The 17,922-nt window shown below is 60.7% G+C and carries 12 protein-coding genes, 2 tRNA genes and 3 rRNA genes (1 of these 17 only partly in view); 11 read left to right on the top strand and 6 right to left on the bottom strand.

Annotated features, from left to right (window positions below):
- The 8 genes from ATY02_RS31100 to ATY02_RS31065 form a co-directional block, all read left to right on the top strand.
- Positions 1-134, top strand: a 16S ribosomal RNA gene (locus ATY02_RS31100) (it extends 1,403 nt beyond the left edge of the window).
- A 123-nt stretch (positions 135-257) separates the two neighbouring features.
- Positions 258-334 (top strand) — tRNA-Ile (locus ATY02_RS31095).
- 10 nt (positions 335-344) lie between these two features.
- A tRNA-Ala gene (locus ATY02_RS31090) sits at positions 345-420 on the top strand.
- Between the two features lie 219 nt (positions 421-639).
- Positions 640-3,531, top strand: a 23S ribosomal RNA gene (locus ATY02_RS31085).
- A gap of 136 nt (positions 3,532-3,667) precedes the next feature.
- Positions 3,668-3,783 (top strand): 5S ribosomal RNA (gene rrf, locus ATY02_RS31080).
- The 16S, 23S and 5S rRNA genes sit together here with 2 tRNA genes alongside, the layout of an rRNA operon.
- 146 nt (positions 3,784-3,929) lie before the next feature.
- On the top strand, positions 3,930-4,589 hold the full coding sequence (locus ATY02_RS31075; RefSeq protein WP_068580293.1) for a paraquat-inducible protein A: 660 nt from the start codon (positions 3,930-3,932) through the stop codon (positions 4,587-4,589).
- Positions 4,576-5,199, top strand: coding sequence for a paraquat-inducible protein A (locus ATY02_RS31070; RefSeq protein ID WP_068580295.1), 624 nt, complete (start codon positions 4,576-4,578; stop codon positions 5,197-5,199). Before ATY02_RS31075 ends, ATY02_RS31070 begins: the two co-directional genes overlap by 14 nt.
- Positions 5,192-7,522, top strand: coding sequence for a PqiB family protein (locus ATY02_RS31065; RefSeq protein ID WP_068580297.1), 2,331 nt, complete (start codon positions 5,192-5,194; stop codon positions 7,520-7,522). Before ATY02_RS31070 ends, ATY02_RS31065 begins: the two co-directional genes overlap by 8 nt.
- A gap of 64 nt (positions 7,523-7,586) precedes the next feature.
- On the opposite strand, the gene mksF is transcribed toward ATY02_RS31065, so the two are convergent.
- From mksF to mksB, 3 genes are read right to left on the bottom strand one after another with little or no spacing between them, the layout of a single operon-like run.
- Complete coding sequence (gene mksF / locus ATY02_RS31060) at positions 7,587-10,436, bottom strand: Mks condensin complex protein MksF (protein ID WP_068580300.1); 2,850 nt, start codon at positions 10,434-10,436, stop codon at positions 7,587-7,589.
- Entirely contained in the window at positions 10,433-11,140 is a 708-nt protein-coding gene (gene mksE / locus ATY02_RS31055) for an Mks condensin complex protein MksE (RefSeq protein WP_068580302.1), read from the bottom strand. Before mksE ends, mksF begins: the two co-directional genes overlap by 4 nt.
- Complete coding sequence (gene mksB / locus ATY02_RS31050) at positions 11,130-12,407, bottom strand: Mks condensin complex protein MksB (protein ID WP_053132175.1); 1,278 nt, start codon at positions 12,405-12,407, stop codon at positions 11,130-11,132. Before mksB ends, mksE begins: the two co-directional genes overlap by 11 nt.
- Before the next feature lie 179 nt (positions 12,408-12,586).
- Between mksB and ATY02_RS31045 the strand changes: the two genes are divergently transcribed.
- Together ATY02_RS31045 and rimI are read left to right on the top strand one after the other, a co-directional pair.
- Positions 12,587-13,372: an energy transducer TonB gene (locus tag ATY02_RS31045; protein WP_083235700.1), complete on the top strand. Its 786-nt coding sequence runs from the start codon at positions 12,587-12,589 to the stop codon at positions 13,370-13,372.
- An 8-nt stretch (positions 13,373-13,380) separates the two neighbouring features.
- A complete protein-coding gene (gene rimI / locus ATY02_RS31040; RefSeq protein WP_053132139.1) occupies positions 13,381-13,833 on the top strand; it encodes a ribosomal protein S18-alanine N-acetyltransferase in 453 nt (150 codons plus the stop codon).
- Positions 13,834-13,866: 33 nt separating this feature from the next.
- Here the strand turns inward: rimI and ATY02_RS31035 are convergent, their stop codons facing one another.
- Complete coding sequence (locus ATY02_RS31035) at positions 13,867-14,199, bottom strand: serine kinase/phosphatase (RefSeq protein WP_068580306.1); 333 nt, start codon at positions 14,197-14,199, stop codon at positions 13,867-13,869.
- Between the two features lie 154 nt (positions 14,200-14,353).
- Here ATY02_RS31035 and can point away from each other — a divergent pair, with 154 nt between their 5' ends.
- Positions 14,354-14,998 (top strand): carbonate dehydratase, encoded by a 645-nt coding sequence (can, locus tag ATY02_RS31030; RefSeq protein ID WP_068580308.1) that lies wholly within the window; start codon positions 14,354-14,356, stop codon positions 14,996-14,998.
- A gap of 53 nt (positions 14,999-15,051) precedes the next feature.
- On the opposite strand, the gene ATY02_RS31025 is transcribed toward can, so the two are convergent.
- Positions 15,052-16,224, bottom strand: coding sequence for a hypothetical protein (locus tag ATY02_RS31025; protein WP_068580310.1), 1,173 nt, complete (start codon positions 16,222-16,224; stop codon positions 15,052-15,054).
- A gap of 90 nt (positions 16,225-16,314) precedes the next feature.
- Positions 16,315-17,919 (bottom strand): J domain-containing protein, encoded by a 1,605-nt coding sequence (locus ATY02_RS31020; protein ID WP_068580312.1) that lies wholly within the window; start codon positions 17,917-17,919, stop codon positions 16,315-16,317.
- Positions 17,920-17,922 lie beyond the last annotated feature (3 nt).

Here is a 17,922-nt window from a genome sequence, read left to right as displayed (position 1 = left end):
CACCATGGGAGTGGGTTGCACCAGAAGTAGCTAGTCTAACCTTCGGGAGGACGGTTACCACGGTGTGATTCATGACTGGGGTGAAGTCGTAACAAGGTAGCCGTAGGGGAACCTGCGGCTGGATCACCTCCTTAATCGACGACATCAGCTGCTTCATAAGCTCCCACACGAATTGCTTGATTCATTGAAGAAGACGATAGAAGCAGCTTTAAGCTCCAAGCTGATAGCTCCAAGCTAACAGTTACAAGCTCGAAATTGGGTCTGTAGCTCAGTTGGTTAGAGCGCACCCCTGATAAGGGTGAGGTCGGCAGTTCGAATCTGCCCAGACCCACCAATTTTGTTATGGGGCCATAGCTCAGCTGGGAGAGCGCCTGCCTTGCACGCAGGAGGTCAGCGGTTCGATCCCGCTTGGCTCCACCATAAACTGCTTCTGAAAGCTTAGAAATGAGCATTCAAATCGAATGTTGATTTCTAGTCTTTTGATTAGATCGTTCTTTAAAAATTTGGGTATGTGATAGAAAGATAGACTGAACACTACTTTCACTGGTAGTGGATCAGGCTAAGGTAAAGTTTGTGAATAATTGCAAACTTTCGGCGAATGTCGTCTTCACAGTATAACCAGATTGCTTGGGGTTATATGGTCAAGTGAAGAAGCGCATACGGTGGATGCCTTGGCAGTCAGAGGCGATGAAAGACGTGGTAGCCTGCGATAAGCTTCGGGGAGTCGGCAAACAGACTTTGATCCGGAGATCTCTGAATGGGGGAACCCAGCCATCATAAGATGGTTATCTTACACTGAATACATAGGTGTAAGAGGCGAACCAGGGGAACTGAAACATCTAAGTACCCTGAGGAAAAGAAATCAACCGAGATTCCCTTAGTAGTGGCGAGCGAACGGGGACTAGCCCTTAAGCTTCTTTGATTTTAGCGGAACGCTCTGGAAAGTGCGGCCATAGTGGGTGATAGCCCTGTACGCGAAAGGATCTTAGAAGTGAAATCGAGTAGGACGGGGCACGAGAAACCTTGTCTGAATATGGGGGGACCATCCTCCAAGGCTAAATACTACTGACTGACCGATAGTGAACTAGTACCGTGAGGGAAAGGCGAAAAGAACCCCGGAGAGGGGAGTGAAATAGATCCTGAAACCGTATGCGTACAAGCAGTGGGAGCAGACTTTGTTCTGTGACTGCGTACCTTTTGTATAATGGGTCAGCGACTTATATTCAGTGGCAAGCTTAACCGAATAGGGGAGGCGTAGCGAAAGCGAGTCTTAATAGGGCGTTTAGTCGCTGGGTATAGACCCGAAACCGGGCGATCTATCCATGGGCAGGTTGAAGGTTAGGTAACACTGACTGGAGGACCGAACCGACTACCGTTGAAAAGTTAGCGGATGACCTGTGGATCGGAGTGAAAGGCTAATCAAGCTCGGAGATAGCTGGTTCTCCTCGAAAGCTATTTAGGTAGCGCCTCATGTATCACTGTAGGGGGTAGAGCACTGTTTCGGCTAGGGGGTCATCCCGACTTACCAAACCGATGCAAACTCCGAATACCTACAAGTGCCGAGCATGGGAGACACACGGCGGGTGCTAACGTCCGTCGTGAAAAGGGAAACAACCCAGACCGTCAGCTAAGGTCCCAAAGTTATGGTTAAGTGGGAAACGATGTGGGAAGGCTTAGACAGCTAGGAGGTTGGCTTAGAAGCAGCCACCCTTTAAAGAAAGCGTAATAGCTCACTAGTCGAGTCGGCCTGCGCGGAAGATGTAACGGGGCTCAAACCATACACCGAAGCTACGGGTATCACGTAAGTGATGCGGTAGAGGAGCGTTCTGTAAGCCTGTGAAGGTGAGTTGAGAAGCTTGCTGGAGGTATCAGAAGTGCGAATGCTGACATGAGTAACGACAATGCGAGTGAAAAACTCGCACGCCGAAAGACCAAGGTTTCCTGCGCAACGTTAATCGACGCAGGGTTAGTCGGTCCCTAAGGCGAGGCTGAAAAGCGTAGTCGATGGAAAACAGGTTAATATTCCTGTACTTCTAGTTATTGCGATGGAGGGACGGAGAAGGCTAGGCCAGCTTGGCGTTGGTTGTCCAAGTTTAAGGTGGTAGGCTGAGATCTTAGGTAAATCCGGGATCTTAAGGCCGAGAGCTGATGACGAGTTACCTTTTAGGTGACGAAGTGGTTGATGCCATGCTTCCAAGAAAAGCTTCTAAGCTTCAGATAACTAGGAACCGTACCCCAAACCGACACAGGTGGTTGGGTAGAGAATACCAAGGCGCTTGAGAGAACTCGGGTGAAGGAACTAGGCAAAATGGCACCGTAACTTCGGGAGAAGGTGCGCCGGTGAGGGTGAAGGACTTGCTCCGTAAGCCCATGCCGGTCGAAGATACCAGGCCGCTGCGACTGTTTATTAAAAACACAGCACTCTGCAAACACGAAAGTGGACGTATAGGGTGTGACGCCTGCCCGGTGCCGGAAGGTTAATTGATGGGGTTAGCGCAAGCGAAGCTCTTGATCGAAGCCCCGGTAAACGGCGGCCGTAACTATAACGGTCCTAAGGTAGCGAAATTCCTTGTCGGGTAAGTTCCGACCTGCACGAATGGCGTAACGATGGCGGCGCTGTCTCCACCCGAGACTCAGTGAAATTGAAATCGCTGTGAAGATGCAGTGTATCCGCGGCTAGACGGAAAGACCCCGTGAACCTTTACTATAGCTTTGCACTGGACTTTGAATTTGCTTGTGTAGGATAGGTGGGAGGCTTTGAAGCGTGGACGCCAGTCTGCGTGGAGCCATCCTTGAAATACCACCCTGGCAACTTTGAGGTTCTAACTCAGGTCCGTTATCCGGATCGAGGACAGTGTATGGTGGGTAGTTTGACTGGGGCGGTCTCCTCCTAAAGAGTAACGGAGGAGTACGAAGGTGCGCTCAGACCGGTCGGAAATCGGTCGCAGAGTATAAAGGCAAAAGCGCGCTTGACTGCGAGACAAACACGTCGAGCAGGTACGAAAGTAGGTCTTAGTGATCCGGTGGTTCTGTATGGAAGGGCCATCGCTCAACGGATAAAAGGTACTCCGGGGATAACAGGCTGATACCGCCCAAGAGTTCATATCGACGGCGGTGTTTGGCACCTCGATGTCGGCTCATCACATCCTGGGGCTGAAGCCGGTCCCAAGGGTATGGCTGTTCGCCATTTAAAGTGGTACGCGAGCTGGGTTTAGAACGTCGTGAGACAGTTCGGTCCCTATCTGCCGTGGACGTTTGAGATTTGAGAGGGGCTGCTCCTAGTACGAGAGGACCGGAGTGGACGAACCTCTGGTGTTCCGGTTGTCACGCCAGTGGCATTGCCGGGTAGCTATGTTCGGAAAAGATAACCGCTGAAAGCATCTAAGCGGGAAACTTGCCTCAAGATGAGATCTCACTGGGATCTTGAATCCCCTAAAGGGCCGTCGAAGACTACGACGTTGATAGGTTGGGTGTGTAAGCGCTGTGAGGCGTTGAGCTAACCAATACTAATTGCCCGTGAGGCTTGACCATATAACACCCAAGCAATTTGCTTAAGAAGCGAGTTGCGGTGTGTGAAGACGCACGAACCGAAAGTTTGCAGCACACAAACCTATTACATACCCATTCGCTGGAACGTTGCCCAAACAACGGCTCAGCTACAGAATTTCTTGACGACCATAGAGCATTGGAACCACCTGATCCCATCCCGAACTCAGCAGTGAAACGATGCATCGCCGATGGTAGTGTGGGGTTTCCCCATGTGAGAGTAGGTCATCGTCAAGATTAAATTCCGAAACCCCAATTGCGAAAGCAGTTGGGGTTTTGTCTTTGCGCTGACAAAAACACTCTTGTTCGAATGAAAAATTGCGCAGTTATTTTCAGGTCAGAACACTAGAATAGTGGCCGTTCCCCTTATCCTTGAGCCCTCTATGCTGGATCCGGTTGACCCTCCCGGGGGGTCAAAACTACCACTGAGCGAGTTGATCGCTTGCCATGAGTGTGACTTGCTGATGCGCAAGCCAGTGCTGGCCCATGGGGAAAAGGCCCAATGCCCCCGCTGCGGCTACGAGCTGTACGCCCATCGCCAAGCGGTTGTATCGCGCAGCCTGGCCTTGGTGATCGCCGCCTTGTTGCTCTACGTCCCGGCCAATTTCCTTCCCATCATGCAACTCAACCTGCTAGGCCAGTCTTCCAAGGACACGGTCTGGAGCGGTGTGTTGGGACTGTTCGACACCGGCATGCAAGGCGTGGCTGTAGTGGTATTCCTGTGCAGCATGGGGATCCCCTTGCTCAAGTTGATCTGCCAACTACTAGTGTTACTCAGCATCCGTTGGAATATCGGCCGAAGTTATGGCTTGCTGCTCTACCGTATCTATCACCACCTGCGGGACTGGGGCATGCTCGAGGTCTATCTCATGGGGGTGCTGGTCGCCATCGTCAAACTGGCCGATATGGCGTCCATTACCCTAGGCCTCGGCCTGGTGTGTTTTATCTCTTTGTTGCTGATACAGGTCTGGTTGGAAGTGGTGATGTCGCCTCACCAGGTTTGGCAGGCACTTTCTGGAGAGGATGCACATGCGGGCGATTGATGCAGGCATTCTGATTTGTATCGAATGCCATGAGTTGAACCGGCAACAAGCCAACAGCAAGGGACAAACCTGTACCCGTTGCGGAGCCATGATCCACCCTCGTCGCCCTAACAGCATCCTGCGCACCTGGGCATTGCTGCTGACTGCCGCGATTCTCTATATCCCGGCCAATGTCCTGCCAATCATGACGGTCAGTGCCCTGGGGCAGGGTAGCCCCAGCACCATCATGTCGGGTGTCATCCAGTTGGTGCAGCACGGCATGATCCCTATTGCCATCGTGGTGTTCGTCGCCAGTATCCTGGTACCTACCTTCAAGCTGGTGGGAATCGCCCTGCTATTGTTTTCGGTGCAGCGCCACCAACCGTTGTCTGCTCGGCAGCGAATCATCATGTACCGCTTCATCGAGTTCATCGGTCGTTGGTCGATGCTGGATATCTTCGTCATCGCCATCCTGGTGGCGGTGGTCAACTTTGGGCGGCTGGCCAGCATCGAGGCCAATCTCGGAGCGGTCGCCTTCGCCAGCGTCGTAATCCTCACCATGCTGGCTGCAATAACCTTCGATCCCCGACTGATCTGGGACAACACGGAGTCGGACGACGACCATGAGTGATTTGCCTACCGCCAAAACCCGCCCGGCCTCCAACTGGTCGGCCATCTGGGTGTTACCTCTCATTGCCTTGATTATTGGCGGTTGGCTGGGATGGCGAGCCTACAGTGAGACAGGAATCGAGATCCAACTGCGTTTTGAAAGCGGGGAAGGAGTCCAGGCCAACAAGACCGAGGTGTTCTACAAGGGCATGCCCGTCGGCAAGGTCAAGGCGCTCGCTCTGGACGATGAAGGCAATTCGAGGGGCGTGATCGCTACCGTCGAGATGAACAAGGACGTCGAGCAGTACCTGAGGACCAACACGCGCTTCTGGCTGGTCAAGCCCAGCGTCAGCCTGGCCGGCATCACTGGCCTGGAAACCCTGGTCTCCGGCAACTATATCGCCGTCAGCCCGGGAGAAGGCGGTGACCCCACACGCAAATTCACCGCGCTGGTCGAAGAGCCACCCCTGTCCGACGCCAAGCCCGGCCTGCACCTGATCATCAAGGCCGACCGCCTGGGCTCACTGACCCGCGGCAGCCCGGTGTTCTATAAACAGATCCAGGTCGGCCAGATCAAGAGCTACCTGCTCTCCGAAGACCAGAGTACTGTCGAGCTCAAGGTCTATATCGAGCCAACCTACGCCAGCCTGGTGCGCAAGCACACGCGCTTCTGGAACGCCAGCGGGATCAGTGTCGATGCCAACCTGAGCGGGCTGAAGATTCGCAGTGAATCCCTGGCCAGTATCGTGGCCGGCGGTATTGCCTTCGCCACTCCGGAAAACCGCAAGGACAGCCCGCCAACCGATCCGAGCCTGCCGTTTCGCCTCTACGAAGACTTCGACGCCGCCCAGGCCGGTATCCGGGTCAAGGTCAAGCTCAGCGATTTCGAAGGCTTGCAGGCCGGGCATACCCCAGTCATGTACAAAGGCATTCAGGTCGGCAGCCTGAAAGCCCTGAAAGTCGATTCCGACCTGACCAGCGCCACCGCCGAACTGACCCTCGACCCACTGGCCGAAGATTACCTGGTGCAGGGCACCCAGTTCTGGACCGTCAAGCCATCCATCACCCTGGCGGGCATCACCGGCCTGGAGGCCCTGCTCAAGGGCAACTACATCGCCGTTCGCCCGGGCGACAAGGGCGCCGCACCGCAGCGTGAATTCGAGGCTCGGGCCAAGGCGCCACCGCTGGACCTGCGCACACCGGGCCTGCACATGGTGCTGTTCACCGACAATCTCGGCTCCCTGGAGGTCGGCAGCCCGATCCTCTACAAGCAGGTCAAGGTCGGCGCGGTGCAGAGCTACCAGTTCTCCCACACCCGCAAACAGTTGGTGATCGGCGTCCATATCGAGAAGGAGTACGAGAAGCTGGTCAACGGCTCGACTCGTTTCTGGAATGTCAGCGGCATCACCCTCACGGGTGGCTTGACCGGTGGCATCCAGATCAAGAGCGAGTCGTTGCAAAGCTTGATGGCCGGCGGCATCGCTTTCGATACGCCAATACCCGACGTACCGTTGAAAAAGCGCATCCCGAGGTTCCGCCTGTTCGCCAACCAGGAAGAGGCAGCGCAGCGCGGCATTGTGGTGCAGATCAAGGTCGATCGCGCCGATGGCCTGCGTGCCGGCACCCCGGTGCGCTTCAAGGGCCTGGATGTGGGCAAGCTCGAGCAAGTCACCCTCAGTCCCGATATGCAGTCGGTGATGCTAAAGGCACGCATCACCGAGGTACCCGAGCGTATTGCGCGGGTCGGTAGCCAGTTCTGGGTGGTCAAGCCCGAGCTGGGTTTGATGAAGACCTCGAACCTGGAGACCCTGGTCACCGGCCAGTACATCGAGGTCCAGCCACCGGAAAAAAACCTCGGCGGGCAAACCAGCTTCGTGGCCCTGCCACAGCCACCACAGGCCAGTGTCCAGGAGCCCGGCCTGAGCCTGGTGCTGAGCGCTGCCCGGCGTGGTTCGCTGAAGATCGGCGTACCGGTGACCTACCGCGAGATAACGGTGGGCAAGGTCACCGGCTATGAGTTGGGGCAAACGGCCGATCGGGTCCTGATCCATATCCTTATCGAGCCCAAGTACGCGCCATTGGTACGCAGTGGCACGCGCTTCTGGAACAGCAGCGGCTTTGGCGTGGATTTCGGCTTGTTCAAGGGCGCGACCGTGCGTACTGAATCCCTGGAGACCCTGATCCAGGGCGGCATCGCCTTCGCCACCCCGGATGGCGAGCGCATGGGCAACCCGGCGCGGCCCGAGCAGACGTTCCCGCTGTTCGACCAGTTCGAGGATGAATGGCTGACCTGGGCACCGAAGATTCCCCTCGGCAAGCAACCGGCCGCCCCGGTAACACGCTAGCGCCAACCCAATAAAAAAGGCCGCCCTTACAAGAGGGCGGCCTTTGTATTTCAGCGCAGGGAAATCAGGCTTCGTCCAACTCCGTCTGTGCTTCATCCTCGGCGTGTTCGTTCATCACCGCCTTGACCTGGTCGTGGCGCCGGATGAACTTCCAGTCCGCTTCATCGATATAGATGCCGTTCGGGCCGCTACCGCCTTCCAGGTCGATGGCCACCTGGGCCGAGACCTGCGGCTTCACACTGGCCAGGATCGGCACGAAGCCCAGTTGCAGGCTGGTTTCAAGCAGCGCCGCCTGGTTGCGTTCGTCGATGTCCGCCGCCTCGTCGAGGTAGTAGGGCAGGCGGATACGCCCGGCCTGGTCGCGGTCCATCAAGTGCAGCAACAAGTACATGTTGGTCAGCGCCTTGATGGTCATGGTGGTGCCGTTGGACGCCGCGCCATCGATGTCGGTATGGATCACCGGCTGGCCGTTGACCTTGGTGATCTCGAACGCCAGTTCGAACAGGTCCTTCAGGCCCAGCTGGTTGTGGTTGGCCGCCACCAGCCGCGCCAGGTACTCCTTGGCCTCTTCGTTCTTGTTGTCCTGCTCGGCGCTCTGGCTCAGGTCGAACACCGACAGGGTCTCGCCTTCCTCGTACTGGCCGGCGCTGTGGATGATCTGGTCGATGTGCTTGAGCGCCTCTTTGTTCGGCGCCAGGACGATACGGAAGCTCTGCAGGTTGGAAACCTGGCGCTTGTTGATCTCGCGGTTGAACAGCGCCAGCTGGTGTTCCAGGCTGTCGTAGTCGCTGCGGATGTTGCGCAGGGTCCGGGCGATGTCGGTGACCGCCGCACGGCGCGCCTTGCCCAGGGTCAGGGCTTCCTCGGTGCGGTGCGAATAGGCGTTGATCAACAGCTGCAGACGACGCTCGACATCATCCTCGCTGTCGAACTTGGCCACGCCTTTGAGGCGCACCTGGGCATACAGCGCCTCGATCTGGCCATCGACTCGCTGCAGGCCCTGCCAGCTGTCCTGGTAGTCGTTGAGCAGCGGCAGCAGGTTGTCCATGGAGTCGTCCACCGGCTCCATGAACGGCGTGCCAAACGGCAGGTCCGCCGGCAGCAACTGGCGACGGCGCAGGGCGTCGTCGAGGGTGCGCTGCTTGGCTTCCATGTCGCTGATCTGGCGGCCTACCAATTGCAGCTTGGCCGACAGTTGCTGGACGCGCTCGGTGAAGGCGTCGCTGGAGCGCTTGAGTTCGTCCTGGGCAGCTTCCATCTGTGCCAGCTGCTCCAGCTTCTCGCCTTCCTCGGCGCTCAGGGTCTGGGTCCGGCGGAAGTCTTCCAGGGCTTTCTGCGCATCCAGTACCTGCTGGTACAGGGCTTCGGTCTGGGTCTTGCTCGCGGCGCGGTCGGCGGCCACGGCGGCCTGGGTCTTGAGCTGCTTGAGCTCCTTCTCCAGGCGCTCCTTCTGGTCGCGCAGGGCAGCGCGGTCGGCCAGCGCCTGCAACGCCGGTGGTTCGATATGGGAGATGTCGATGGTCAGGCCGGGCACTTCGAAGCGCTCGCCCTTGAAGCCGTCGAGGATCAGCTCCACGGATTTCACCCACTCGCCATTGTCGTCCAGGGCGATGCCGTGCTCGCCCAGGGGCAGGCTGAACAGCGCACTGTTGAACAGGCGCATCAGGCGTTCCACATCCTGCTGGGAGAACTCCTCGCGCAGGCGGGCGTAGCTGTTGTTGTCGGCGTGGTCGAGCTGCTGCTTCACCGACTTCAGGCGTTTTTCCAGGTCGCGCAGGCGCTCTTCCAGGTCTTCTGCGGAGAACTGCCGGGACTGGGCCAGGGCGCCGGCCAGTTCGTCGTGGGCATCCTTGGCCGCCAGCAGTTGTTGCTCCAGGACCTTGACGTCATCCACCAGGGCAAAGCGGTGCTTGAGCACCGACAGCTCGCCCAGCCAGCGCTGGGTGCCGGTGATTTCCCGTTCCAGGCGCATCATTTCCTGGGTGCTGCTGCGCTGGTCGTTCTGCAGGGCGTCCTGCTCGTTGCGGTAGTGCTCGGCCTGGATGGTCAGCTCTTCCTTGCGCGCACTGGCGTAGTCCGACCAGGTGCCCAGCAGCGAGTCCAGCAGCGGCGACAGGCGATGCAGCTTGCCACGCAGGATGTCCCGTTGCTTCACGCCGTTGGCCAGGGCCTCCACCAGCGGGCCTGCGGCCACCAGCGAGTTGTAGTCCTGCTCCATGCGTCGCACATCGCGGAACGCCTCGTCGCAGGCGGCGATGTAGTCGACGCTGCCCGAGCGCAGGCTGTGTTCGAAGGCATCGAGGAACAGCTGCTTGAGCTTGGCCGCGGTGATTTCGCGCATGTGCAGCAGGTTGATGAACAGCGCGCGGAAGGTCTTCAGGCTCTGTTCGCTGGTGGAACGCAGCGGAATCAGGGTCAGGTCCAGGGGAATCGAGGTGTGGCCACCGACCAGCAGGCGCCGCAGTTCATCGGGCTTGAGCTCGTAGGCCTTCAGGCCATGGCGCTCCAGGTTGGTGAACAGCTCTTTCTGCCGCAGGCAGGTGTCGTCCTTCTGGTAGTGGGCCAGGTCCAGTTGCCCGGCGTAGGCGAAGAACTGGTGGCCGAAGCCGCCGCCCGGGCCGCGTCCCGACACGCCGATCACGTGGGGGCCGTGGGGCAGCGAGACTTCCACCAGGATGTAGCTGGTGTCGGAGGCGAAGTAGAAGCGCCGCGACTGCTCCAGGCTGTACTTGCCGAAGCTCATGTCCGACATGCGCGCCAGGATCGGGAATTGCAGGGCGTTGATCGACGCCGACTTGCCCAGGTTGTTCGCACCGTAGACCGACAGCGGCTCTTCCAGGGGGAACAGGCCCAGGCTGTAGCCAGCGGTGTTCAAAAGGGCAAAGCGGCGGATGCCGTAGCGTTCCTTGCTCATGCGTCGAGCTCCTGTTCTTCGGCGATGGCCCGGGCCAGCGCGTCTTCTTCACTTTCCTCGGACTCGTCGAATTCGCTCAGGTCCAGCGGGTCATCGGTTTGCAGCAGTTTCTCGTCGCTGTCCTCGTCCACCAGCACCGGGGTCGGCAATGGCAGCACGCTGTGCAGGCTGGCCGCCAGGTCGCGGTCTTGCTGTACCGACAGGCAGACGTCGAGGAAGCGGTGCATCGGCGGCAGGAAGCGGTAGATCCCCGGTTCCTCCAGGGCGAAGCCCAGCTGGGTCATGCGGCGCATGATCTTTTCTTCCAGCTCTTCCTGGGTCTGCACCTCGGCCTGGATGAACAGGTCGCGGTACTTGTCCAGCAGCGAGGGCAGCTCGTCGCGGCCCAGGCTGCCGCCGTCGAGCACGGCGATCGGGTCGCGGCCCTGGTCGGCCAGGTGCTCCACCAGGATGAAGGTGAACAGCGCCAGGCGTTGGGCGGTCTTGTTCACCTGCGCGGCGGCGTTGTCCGGCACGAAGTAATAGAAGCCGCGGGTATCGCACACCAGCTCGAAGCCCAGGGCCTTGAACAGGGTGCGGTACTGGTCCTGGAAGTTCGACAGTTGCGCGTACAGCTCCGGATCGCGGCGGCTGACGTGGTAGCCCTTGAACAGCTCGCGGAAGATCGGCGCCAGCTGGGACAGTTCGGAAAGATCAAGATGCATTGGCATTACTCGCAGTTTGCTCGGGCTGGTCGTCGCGAGCCGAGAGCAGGGCGAAGGAGCGCAGGCTGACCTGATGCTCCTGGGTGTGGTATTCGCGGCGTTCGAGACGCTCGCGCTTGAAGCGTTTTTCCCGGGACAAGCGGGAGAACCAGTACAGCAGCTCGTCGGTGGCGCCGTCCGGTTCCTGGTCCAGCAGCCAGCTCATCAGGTCCGGCATCGGCAGCGCGTTCTCGCAACGCTCGAGCATTTCCCGGACCGTGCGTGGCGCCTTGGGGGCCAGGCCCTTGTGGGTCTTGTGGGCCTTGGGGAAGCGCGCCGGCTTGGGCTCGAAGCGGGCCAGGGCGTAGACATAGGCCTCCACCTGGCCGGAGCTGCCGAGGAAGGTACTCTGCGGGCGGGTGAACATCGGCATCGCTGCCTGGGGCACCGCGTCGATGCCCTTGCGCCGGATGACCGACAGGGCCAGGGCGGCGCCGCGGGTCACGGCATTGTGCCGGCGGGCCTCTTCGCGCAGCGGCAGCAGCAGTTCCCGGGCATGGCGCAGGGTCAGCTGGGCGCTGGTCTGCATCTCCAGGATCCGCGCGTGGGTGCGCAGCAGCATGTCGTCGTCCACCAGGTGGCCCAGGCGCTGCTGTTCGGTGAGCATGCGCAGCAGCACGTTCTCCACCTTGCGCACGCCCTGCTCGAAGGCGCCGTCGGCGTTCACCAGCTGGATCATCGGCTCGACGTATTCGTCCCAGGTGGCCAGCACCTCGGCGTAGCGCTGGCGCAGGGGGATCTGCCGGTCGCTGGTCTTGGCCCGTTCGGCCACTGCCACCAGGGCCTGTTCGTCGTTGGCAAGTTTCTTCAGGACATCGCGTACCCGCATGTCCAGCAGGCGCAGCTGGCGCGCCAGGTCGTGGCCGTCGCGGATCTCAAAGGCGTCCTGGATGTAGCCTGCCAGGCGCTCCAGGTGGCGCAGGTAGGCTTCGATCTCCAGGCACAGGCCCAGGCGGTGTTCACGCCGCAGGTAGGCGAGGAAGTCGTGGATCTGCGCGTTGAGCTCGAAGCGGTTCGGGCTTTTCGCCACCGGGACCAGGATGTCCAGGCGTATCCATACGTCCAGCAGGTTGGTGATGTCCTGGGGCGTACTGTCCAGTTGCTGGGTGGCCAGTTGTGAGCGCAGTTCGGCAAGACTCAGGGTGCCTTGGTCGAAGTGCTCGCACAGTGGCTCCAGAAGTGCCCAGTGTTCGGCTAGGGCGCGCAACACGCGCTTGGGTTCGATCATCGGAATGGCCGGCTGGTTGGCAATGAAAAGCGGCGATTGTACTGCATCAGGGGGCTGACAATTCACCCCCGGGCCCAGCTAAGAGACGGACTGTCGCTTTTGGGCCTCATCAACTGCGGGCGATCTTCGGCGAAGGACGGTAGAATCCCCCACCTCAGTTATCCACAAGTGGCCGACCCTTGCTTATCGAGTCCCGTCGTCGCGCTTATCTGTCCGCCATGCAGGTGGTCAGTTGGTTGCCGCGCAGCGAATTGCCCTTTGCCGCCCCCTCGCGCCCCGAACTGCTGGTTTTGCCGGAGCCGGTGGTGGAGGCGCCGCCTGCGCCCGTCGCCGAGGCCCGGGCCGCAGCGGCCCCGGTGGTGCGCAGTGTCGAGCGGCCGAAGATCGAAGTGCCGCGCCCGGCTGCGGCCTCTGCCCGCCCGGCCGCCAAGCCCGTGGTCGAGGACGAGGAAGCCGCCCCGGTGGTCAAGGCGCCGGTGGTGCCACCGCCGCGCTTCGCCCTGCAACTGCTGCGGGCCGGACGTTGCCTGTTGCTGGTGGAATTGCCCACCGGCGAGGCGTTCCAGAGCCGCGACCCAGCCTACCTGCTGCTCAAGGACATGCTGCGCGCCGCCGGCCTGCCGGACAGCCCGCAAATCCTCGCCGAGCCGGTGAGCTGGCCACGCCTGACCCGGGGCAACCTGGACCAGGGCCCCGAGGCCGCACGGGATTTCGTCCAGGCCTTTGTCGGCATGCGGGTCGAAGAACAACCCTGTGCCTGCCTGTGGCTGGTAGGCCTGCCGGCCATACGTTTTGCCGGCGAGGCCGATGCCGAGGCTTACAACCGCGAACTGGAGGTCGAAGGCCTGGGTTCGGCCTGGGCCTTGCCCGGGCTGGAGTTGTTGATGGAAGAGCCACAGCGCAAGGCCGATGTCTGGCAAGCCATGCGCCGGTTGATGGCGCGCTGGAAAAGCAATGATGAGTAAGAGTAGCGATGAGTGACGCGTTGACCTTCCGCCTGGCCACCGAGGCGGACCTGGATGCCATCCTGAAGATCGAATATGCCGCGTTCAGCCACCCCTGGACCCGCGGCATCTTCATGGATGCCTTCAAATCCTATGAAGTCTGGCTGATGTTCGAAGGCAGCCAGCAAGTGGGGCACGGGGTGATCCAGGTGATCATCGACGAGGCCCACCTGCTGAACATCACCGTCAAGCCGGAAAACCAGGGCCGCGGCCTGGGCCTGCACCTGCTGGAGGCACTGATGAAGCGCGCCTACCAGAAGGACGCTCGGGAATGCTTCCTGGAAGTGCGCTCCAGTAACCAGACCGCCTATCGGCTCTATGAACGTTATGGCTTCAATGAAGTCGGGCGTCGCCGCGACTACTACCCCGCGGTAGGTGGGCGCGAAGACGCCCTGGTCATGGCCTGCACCCTGGTGGACTGAGTCCCGGTCGGCTGGCGGCAGGCCATGTTCGATTCAGGGCTTGCCGTCCAGTGGCTTGCGCCTGGCCAGTTCGGCTTCATCCAGACCGACGCCACCCCCGATATCCCTTTCATCGACGATACTCAGGTCCCAGTCGGCCGGTTTGTTGGCCCCCTGTTCCCAAGCGGAACGGGCGCCATCCTCGGGGATCAGGATCTCCGGGCTGAGGTCGTCATCGGTTGAGCCGTCTTCGGTGATTGTGTGGCCATGGCCGCTGCCGGGAGCCAGGTCATTGAAGTGCAACTCCTCCATGGAGCCCATGCGGTCCTGGTCATCATCGATGGGAGCGGGCTGTACAGCCCTGTAGGGGCGTCGTGATTCAGTCATGGCGACTACTCATGCTCAGGGGCGGACAAGGCGGTAGACCCGGCCCCATCGGTGAAGATTCCCCCTCCAGGGATGAACGGTATCTGAGTCTCCCGCGTGACCCCGACCGATGGTCGTCTGTCAAACCTGCGCATCATTCCTGAGGCTTCACAGCATGAACGAACTACAAGACCTGATTGATAACAACGAGCGTTGGGCCGAAGCGATCAAGCAGCAGGATCCGGATTTCTTCTCCAAGCTCGCTCGCCAGCAGACGCCGGAGTACCTGTGGATCGGCTGTTCGGACGCGCGAGTGCCTGCCAACGAGATCGTCGGCATGTTGCCAGGCGACCTGTTCGTACACCGCAATGTGGCCAACGTGGTACTGCACACCGACCTCAATTGCCTGTCGGTGATCCAGTACGCGGTAGACGTACTCAAGGTCAAGCACATCCTGGTCACCGGCCACTACGGTTGCGGTGGCGTGCGGGCTTCGATGCAGGATCGCCAGCTGGGCCTGATCGATGGCTGGCTGCGGTCGATCCGCGACCTGTACTACGAGCACCGCGAGGCGCTGGGACAACTGGCCACGGAGGAGGAGCGGGTCGATCGCCTGTGTGAGTTGAACGTGATCCAGCAAGTGGCCAACGTCGGCCACACCAGCATCGTGCAGAACGCCTGGCACCGCGGTCAGAGCCTGTCGATCCACGGCTGCATCTATGGCATCAAGGATGGTCGCTGGAAGAGCCTGAACACCACCATCAGTGGCTCCGAGCAGTTGCCGCCGCAGTACCGCCTGCGCCCGGTGGGCGCAGTCTAGGCCCTCCACCGTGTAGCGCTGCAGGCGATAGCCGCTGCAGCGCTACAGAGGCTTTACAAGTGTGGCACCTCGGTGCTCGGCGCCGGCGCCGGGGCCTTGAGCTGGTCGAGCTGGAGCTTGACCGGCGCGCTGCTGCATTTGGCCGCGGCCTGCTGCTCGTCCAGCTTGCGCACCGAGGTGTAGAACATCTCGCAAGTCTGCACCTTCTGCGTGACTTGCCAGGTCTGGGTGCAGCGGTCGAGCAGTACCTTGGCGTCGCTCCCGGGCTTGCTGCCCATGCCAGCCTGCCAGCAGGCCGCACTCAGATCCTGCCCCATGACCTTCAAGCCGGCGGCATCGGCCTTGGCCTGGTCATTGTCGTAGTTGGCCGGGTCCGCCGCGTACCAGATGTAGCTGGGGTGGTTGGAGCCCAGCACCGGCACCTTGAGGCCCTCGCTGGGGCTGATCTGTGCCAGGCCCAGCACATTGACCGTGACCCCGTACTGTTGCTTGAGCCAGCTGCGTACCGGCGCGCCGAAGGCCACCATCGGCAAGGCCACGCCCTTGGTGCCCTGGCTGACCTGCTTGACCATGGTGGTCTGGTAGCTGTTGAAGTAGCTGTAGACGCCTTCCAGGTCCTTGCCTGCGTTGGATGGAGCGGCGATCGGTGCGATGTCGACGATGGTCTGGTAGGCCGGGGTCTGGGTACTGGCGATGCCATTGGCGGTGAGCAGGGTGGCCCAGCGATCGGTCGTGGCCGACTCCAGGTAGTCCTGGTAGCGGGTCAGCGAATAGTCCGGTGGGAAATGCAGCAGCTCTACGCTCTTGCGATTCTCCAGGGCCATGCCCAGGGGCAGGAACAGATACCAGCTGTAGTTCCAGTGACCGTCGCTGTTGAGCTGGCTGGCGCCCTTGTACGCCAGGTCCCCGGCATCCAGCAGGGCGCTCAGGGGTTTGTCATAGCCGGCCGGAACGCCGGTGATGGAGGCCAGCACCTTGTCGCCCTCGGTCTTGACGCTGACCTTGGCGCCGGCATACCCGTCGCGCTGCACGCTTTGGGTCAGGTAGTGGGCCACCGTCTGCTCCAGGCTCCAGTTGCGATAGCAGATGACGTTGCAGTTGTTGGGGTAGGCGAACAGCCGAGTGACTCGCTGGGGGCTGCCCAGGTCGACTGTGACATCGGCCTGGGCCGTGGCGCAGAGGGCGGTAGTGGCCAGGGCGAGGGCCAGTCCTGCAGTCTTGAACATGCTCAGATCCTTTTCAGCGTGAACCCCCAAAAGGGGCAAAACAGGTTGCAGAGGTCGCGAAGTTCCCTGCCTTCAAGCGCAGCCGATCGCTCAGGGCGGATACAGCGAGGTCAGCGGAAAGCCAGGATAGTACAAATGGCAAAACACGCAGAGCAGGACCATCAGCGGCAGGAAGACCATCTGCAGCGGGCTCCAGTGCGCCCAATGCAAGGCCGTCAGCCATGGATGGCTGGCGCTCAGTTGCGGGTCGATACGGCCCACTCGCTGGGACTGCAGCAGATTGAGCAGGATCATGCCCAGGTAGGTGAGTAGGCCCAGCGTGCCCTGGATCGCACCGAACAGGGCAAGGAGCGCCAGCTGGGGAAGGCCGTGGCGCAGCACCAGCCACTTGCCCTCGGGATCGAAGGCCTTTGGAATCCAGCGCTCGCTGAGCCACAGGTCCTGCACGATCACATGGGGAGCCAGGCGTATCCAGCGGCTCATGAACAGTAAGCCGATCCAGACCGGAACCCAGCCCAGCGCCGCCGCGAGCATGATGCTAAAGCCCGGCGAGTAATGGTTCTGCCCGAGGAAATACAAGGCCAATGCCAAGCTGGTGCCGGCCCAGAGCCTGGTCCATGACTGCTCGGCGACGGGGCGTTGCAGGTAGCGCAGCCAGTAGTACACGTCCGGTTGCGGCAGCCGTTCGAGCAGCGCCGGGTAGCGCAGCGAGAGCATTTGCGCGAGGCGGTGGAAGGCTTGCCAATGATGCTGGTCGGTGTTGCGCAAGAGCTGTTGTTGCTGCCTGGCTCTCATGGGCTTGAGCAGCAGGTGGGCCGCGAGGATGTCGGGCTCCCAGATTCGTTCATCTTCGCTCTTGAGCTGCTGGAGCCGATAGAAACTCTCCTGCTGGCGGCGCTGCATCAGGCTTTCCCAGGCTTCGGCGGGTTCCGGATGCACGCCGTTCTTGTCGTCCCAGTGCAACAGTTGGCATACCTGTTCCAGTAGCGCCAGGCTCCACGAGTGGTCGTTGAGCAATTGCAGTACCTGGCTTTGCCACCTCTGGCGCTGATCGAACACCTGCAGCCAGGGTTCTTTGTCATAGGCGGCCAGTTGCTGGAGGAAGGCCCGGTCGTCCTCGACCTCCAGGTGGGCTTGCAGGCTCTTGCAGTAGTGCTGCAGCAGGGTCTGCGCCAGGGTTTGCTGTTGCCCGGCGCTCATCGGTACCTGCTGCCAGGGTGTCAGCCATTGCAGGTGTTCCACGGCCCACGAGGCGATGGCGACACGGACCTGGGGGCGCTCGAAGCAATGCTGCAACAGGCCGGCCTCGAAGCCTGGCGCACAATCTGAACGCCGGGCTTGCTGCCAGCGCTGCGTGAGGTTCTCCGGCGTCAGGCCCTGCAGCAGCCGGCGCTGGGGCTGATCGACTGTCCTGGCTTCGGGAGCTGGGGAGTCGATGTCCAGCAGCCGTGACCATTCCCGCAGGTTCTGCGGTTCGGCCTGGACGGCCAGCAATGGCGAAGGCGCCTGTATGCCAGCGGCTGGCTCCTGGCGCTGGCGAGCGTGGGAGCGGGCTTGTTCGTAGGCTTCACGCAGGCGCTGGAAGCCCTCGGCATCCTCCTCCGGGCGCAGGGTCTTGAGACACCGGGCATAGCTGCGCTTGATCGTGCGCTCATCGGCGTCTTCCGGCAGTTGCAGTAGCGACCAACAGTCCATGTC

The sequence above is a fragment of the Pseudomonas sp. BIOMIG1BAC genome, assembly GCF_001705995.2.
Taxonomy (GTDB): Bacteria; Pseudomonadota; Gammaproteobacteria; order Pseudomonadales; family Pseudomonadaceae; genus Aquipseudomonas; species Aquipseudomonas sessilinigenes.
This window is presented reverse-complemented; position numbering and strand designations above follow the sequence as displayed.

Excerpts from the sequence above, each read along its gene's own strand:
- ATY02_RS31020 (WP_068580312.1), bottom strand. The coding sequence starts at position 17,919 with ATGGACTGTTGGTCGCTACTGCAACTGCCGGAAGACGCCGATGAGCGC.
- can (WP_068580308.1), top strand. The coding sequence starts at position 14,354 with ATGAACGAACTACAAGACCTGATTGATAACAACGAGCGTTGGGCCGAA.
- mksB (WP_053132175.1), bottom strand. The coding sequence starts at position 12,407 with ATGATCGAACCCAAGCGCGTGTTGCGCGCCCTAGCCGAACACTGGGCA.
- ATY02_RS31025 (WP_068580310.1), bottom strand. The coding sequence starts at position 16,224 with ATGTTCAAGACTGCAGGACTGGCCCTCGCCCTGGCCACTACCGCCCTC.
- rimI (WP_053132139.1), top strand. The coding sequence starts at position 13,381 with ATGAGTGACGCGTTGACCTTCCGCCTGGCCACCGAGGCGGACCTGGAT.
- ATY02_RS31065 (WP_068580297.1), top strand. The coding sequence starts at position 5,192 with ATGAGTGATTTGCCTACCGCCAAAACCCGCCCGGCCTCCAACTGGTCG.
- ATY02_RS31035 (WP_068580306.1), bottom strand. The coding sequence starts at position 14,199 with ATGACTGAATCACGACGCCCCTACAGGGCTGTACAGCCCGCTCCCATC.
- mksE (WP_068580302.1), bottom strand. The coding sequence starts at position 11,140 with ATGCATCTTGATCTTTCCGAACTGTCCCAGCTGGCGCCGATCTTCCGC.
- ATY02_RS31070 (WP_068580295.1), top strand. The coding sequence starts at position 4,576 with ATGCGGGCGATTGATGCAGGCATTCTGATTTGTATCGAATGCCATGAG.
- ATY02_RS31075 (WP_068580293.1), top strand. The coding sequence starts at position 3,930 with ATGCTGGATCCGGTTGACCCTCCCGGGGGGTCAAAACTACCACTGAGC.
- mksF (WP_068580300.1), bottom strand. The coding sequence starts at position 10,436 with ATGAGCAAGGAACGCTACGGCATCCGCCGCTTTGCCCTTTTGAACACC.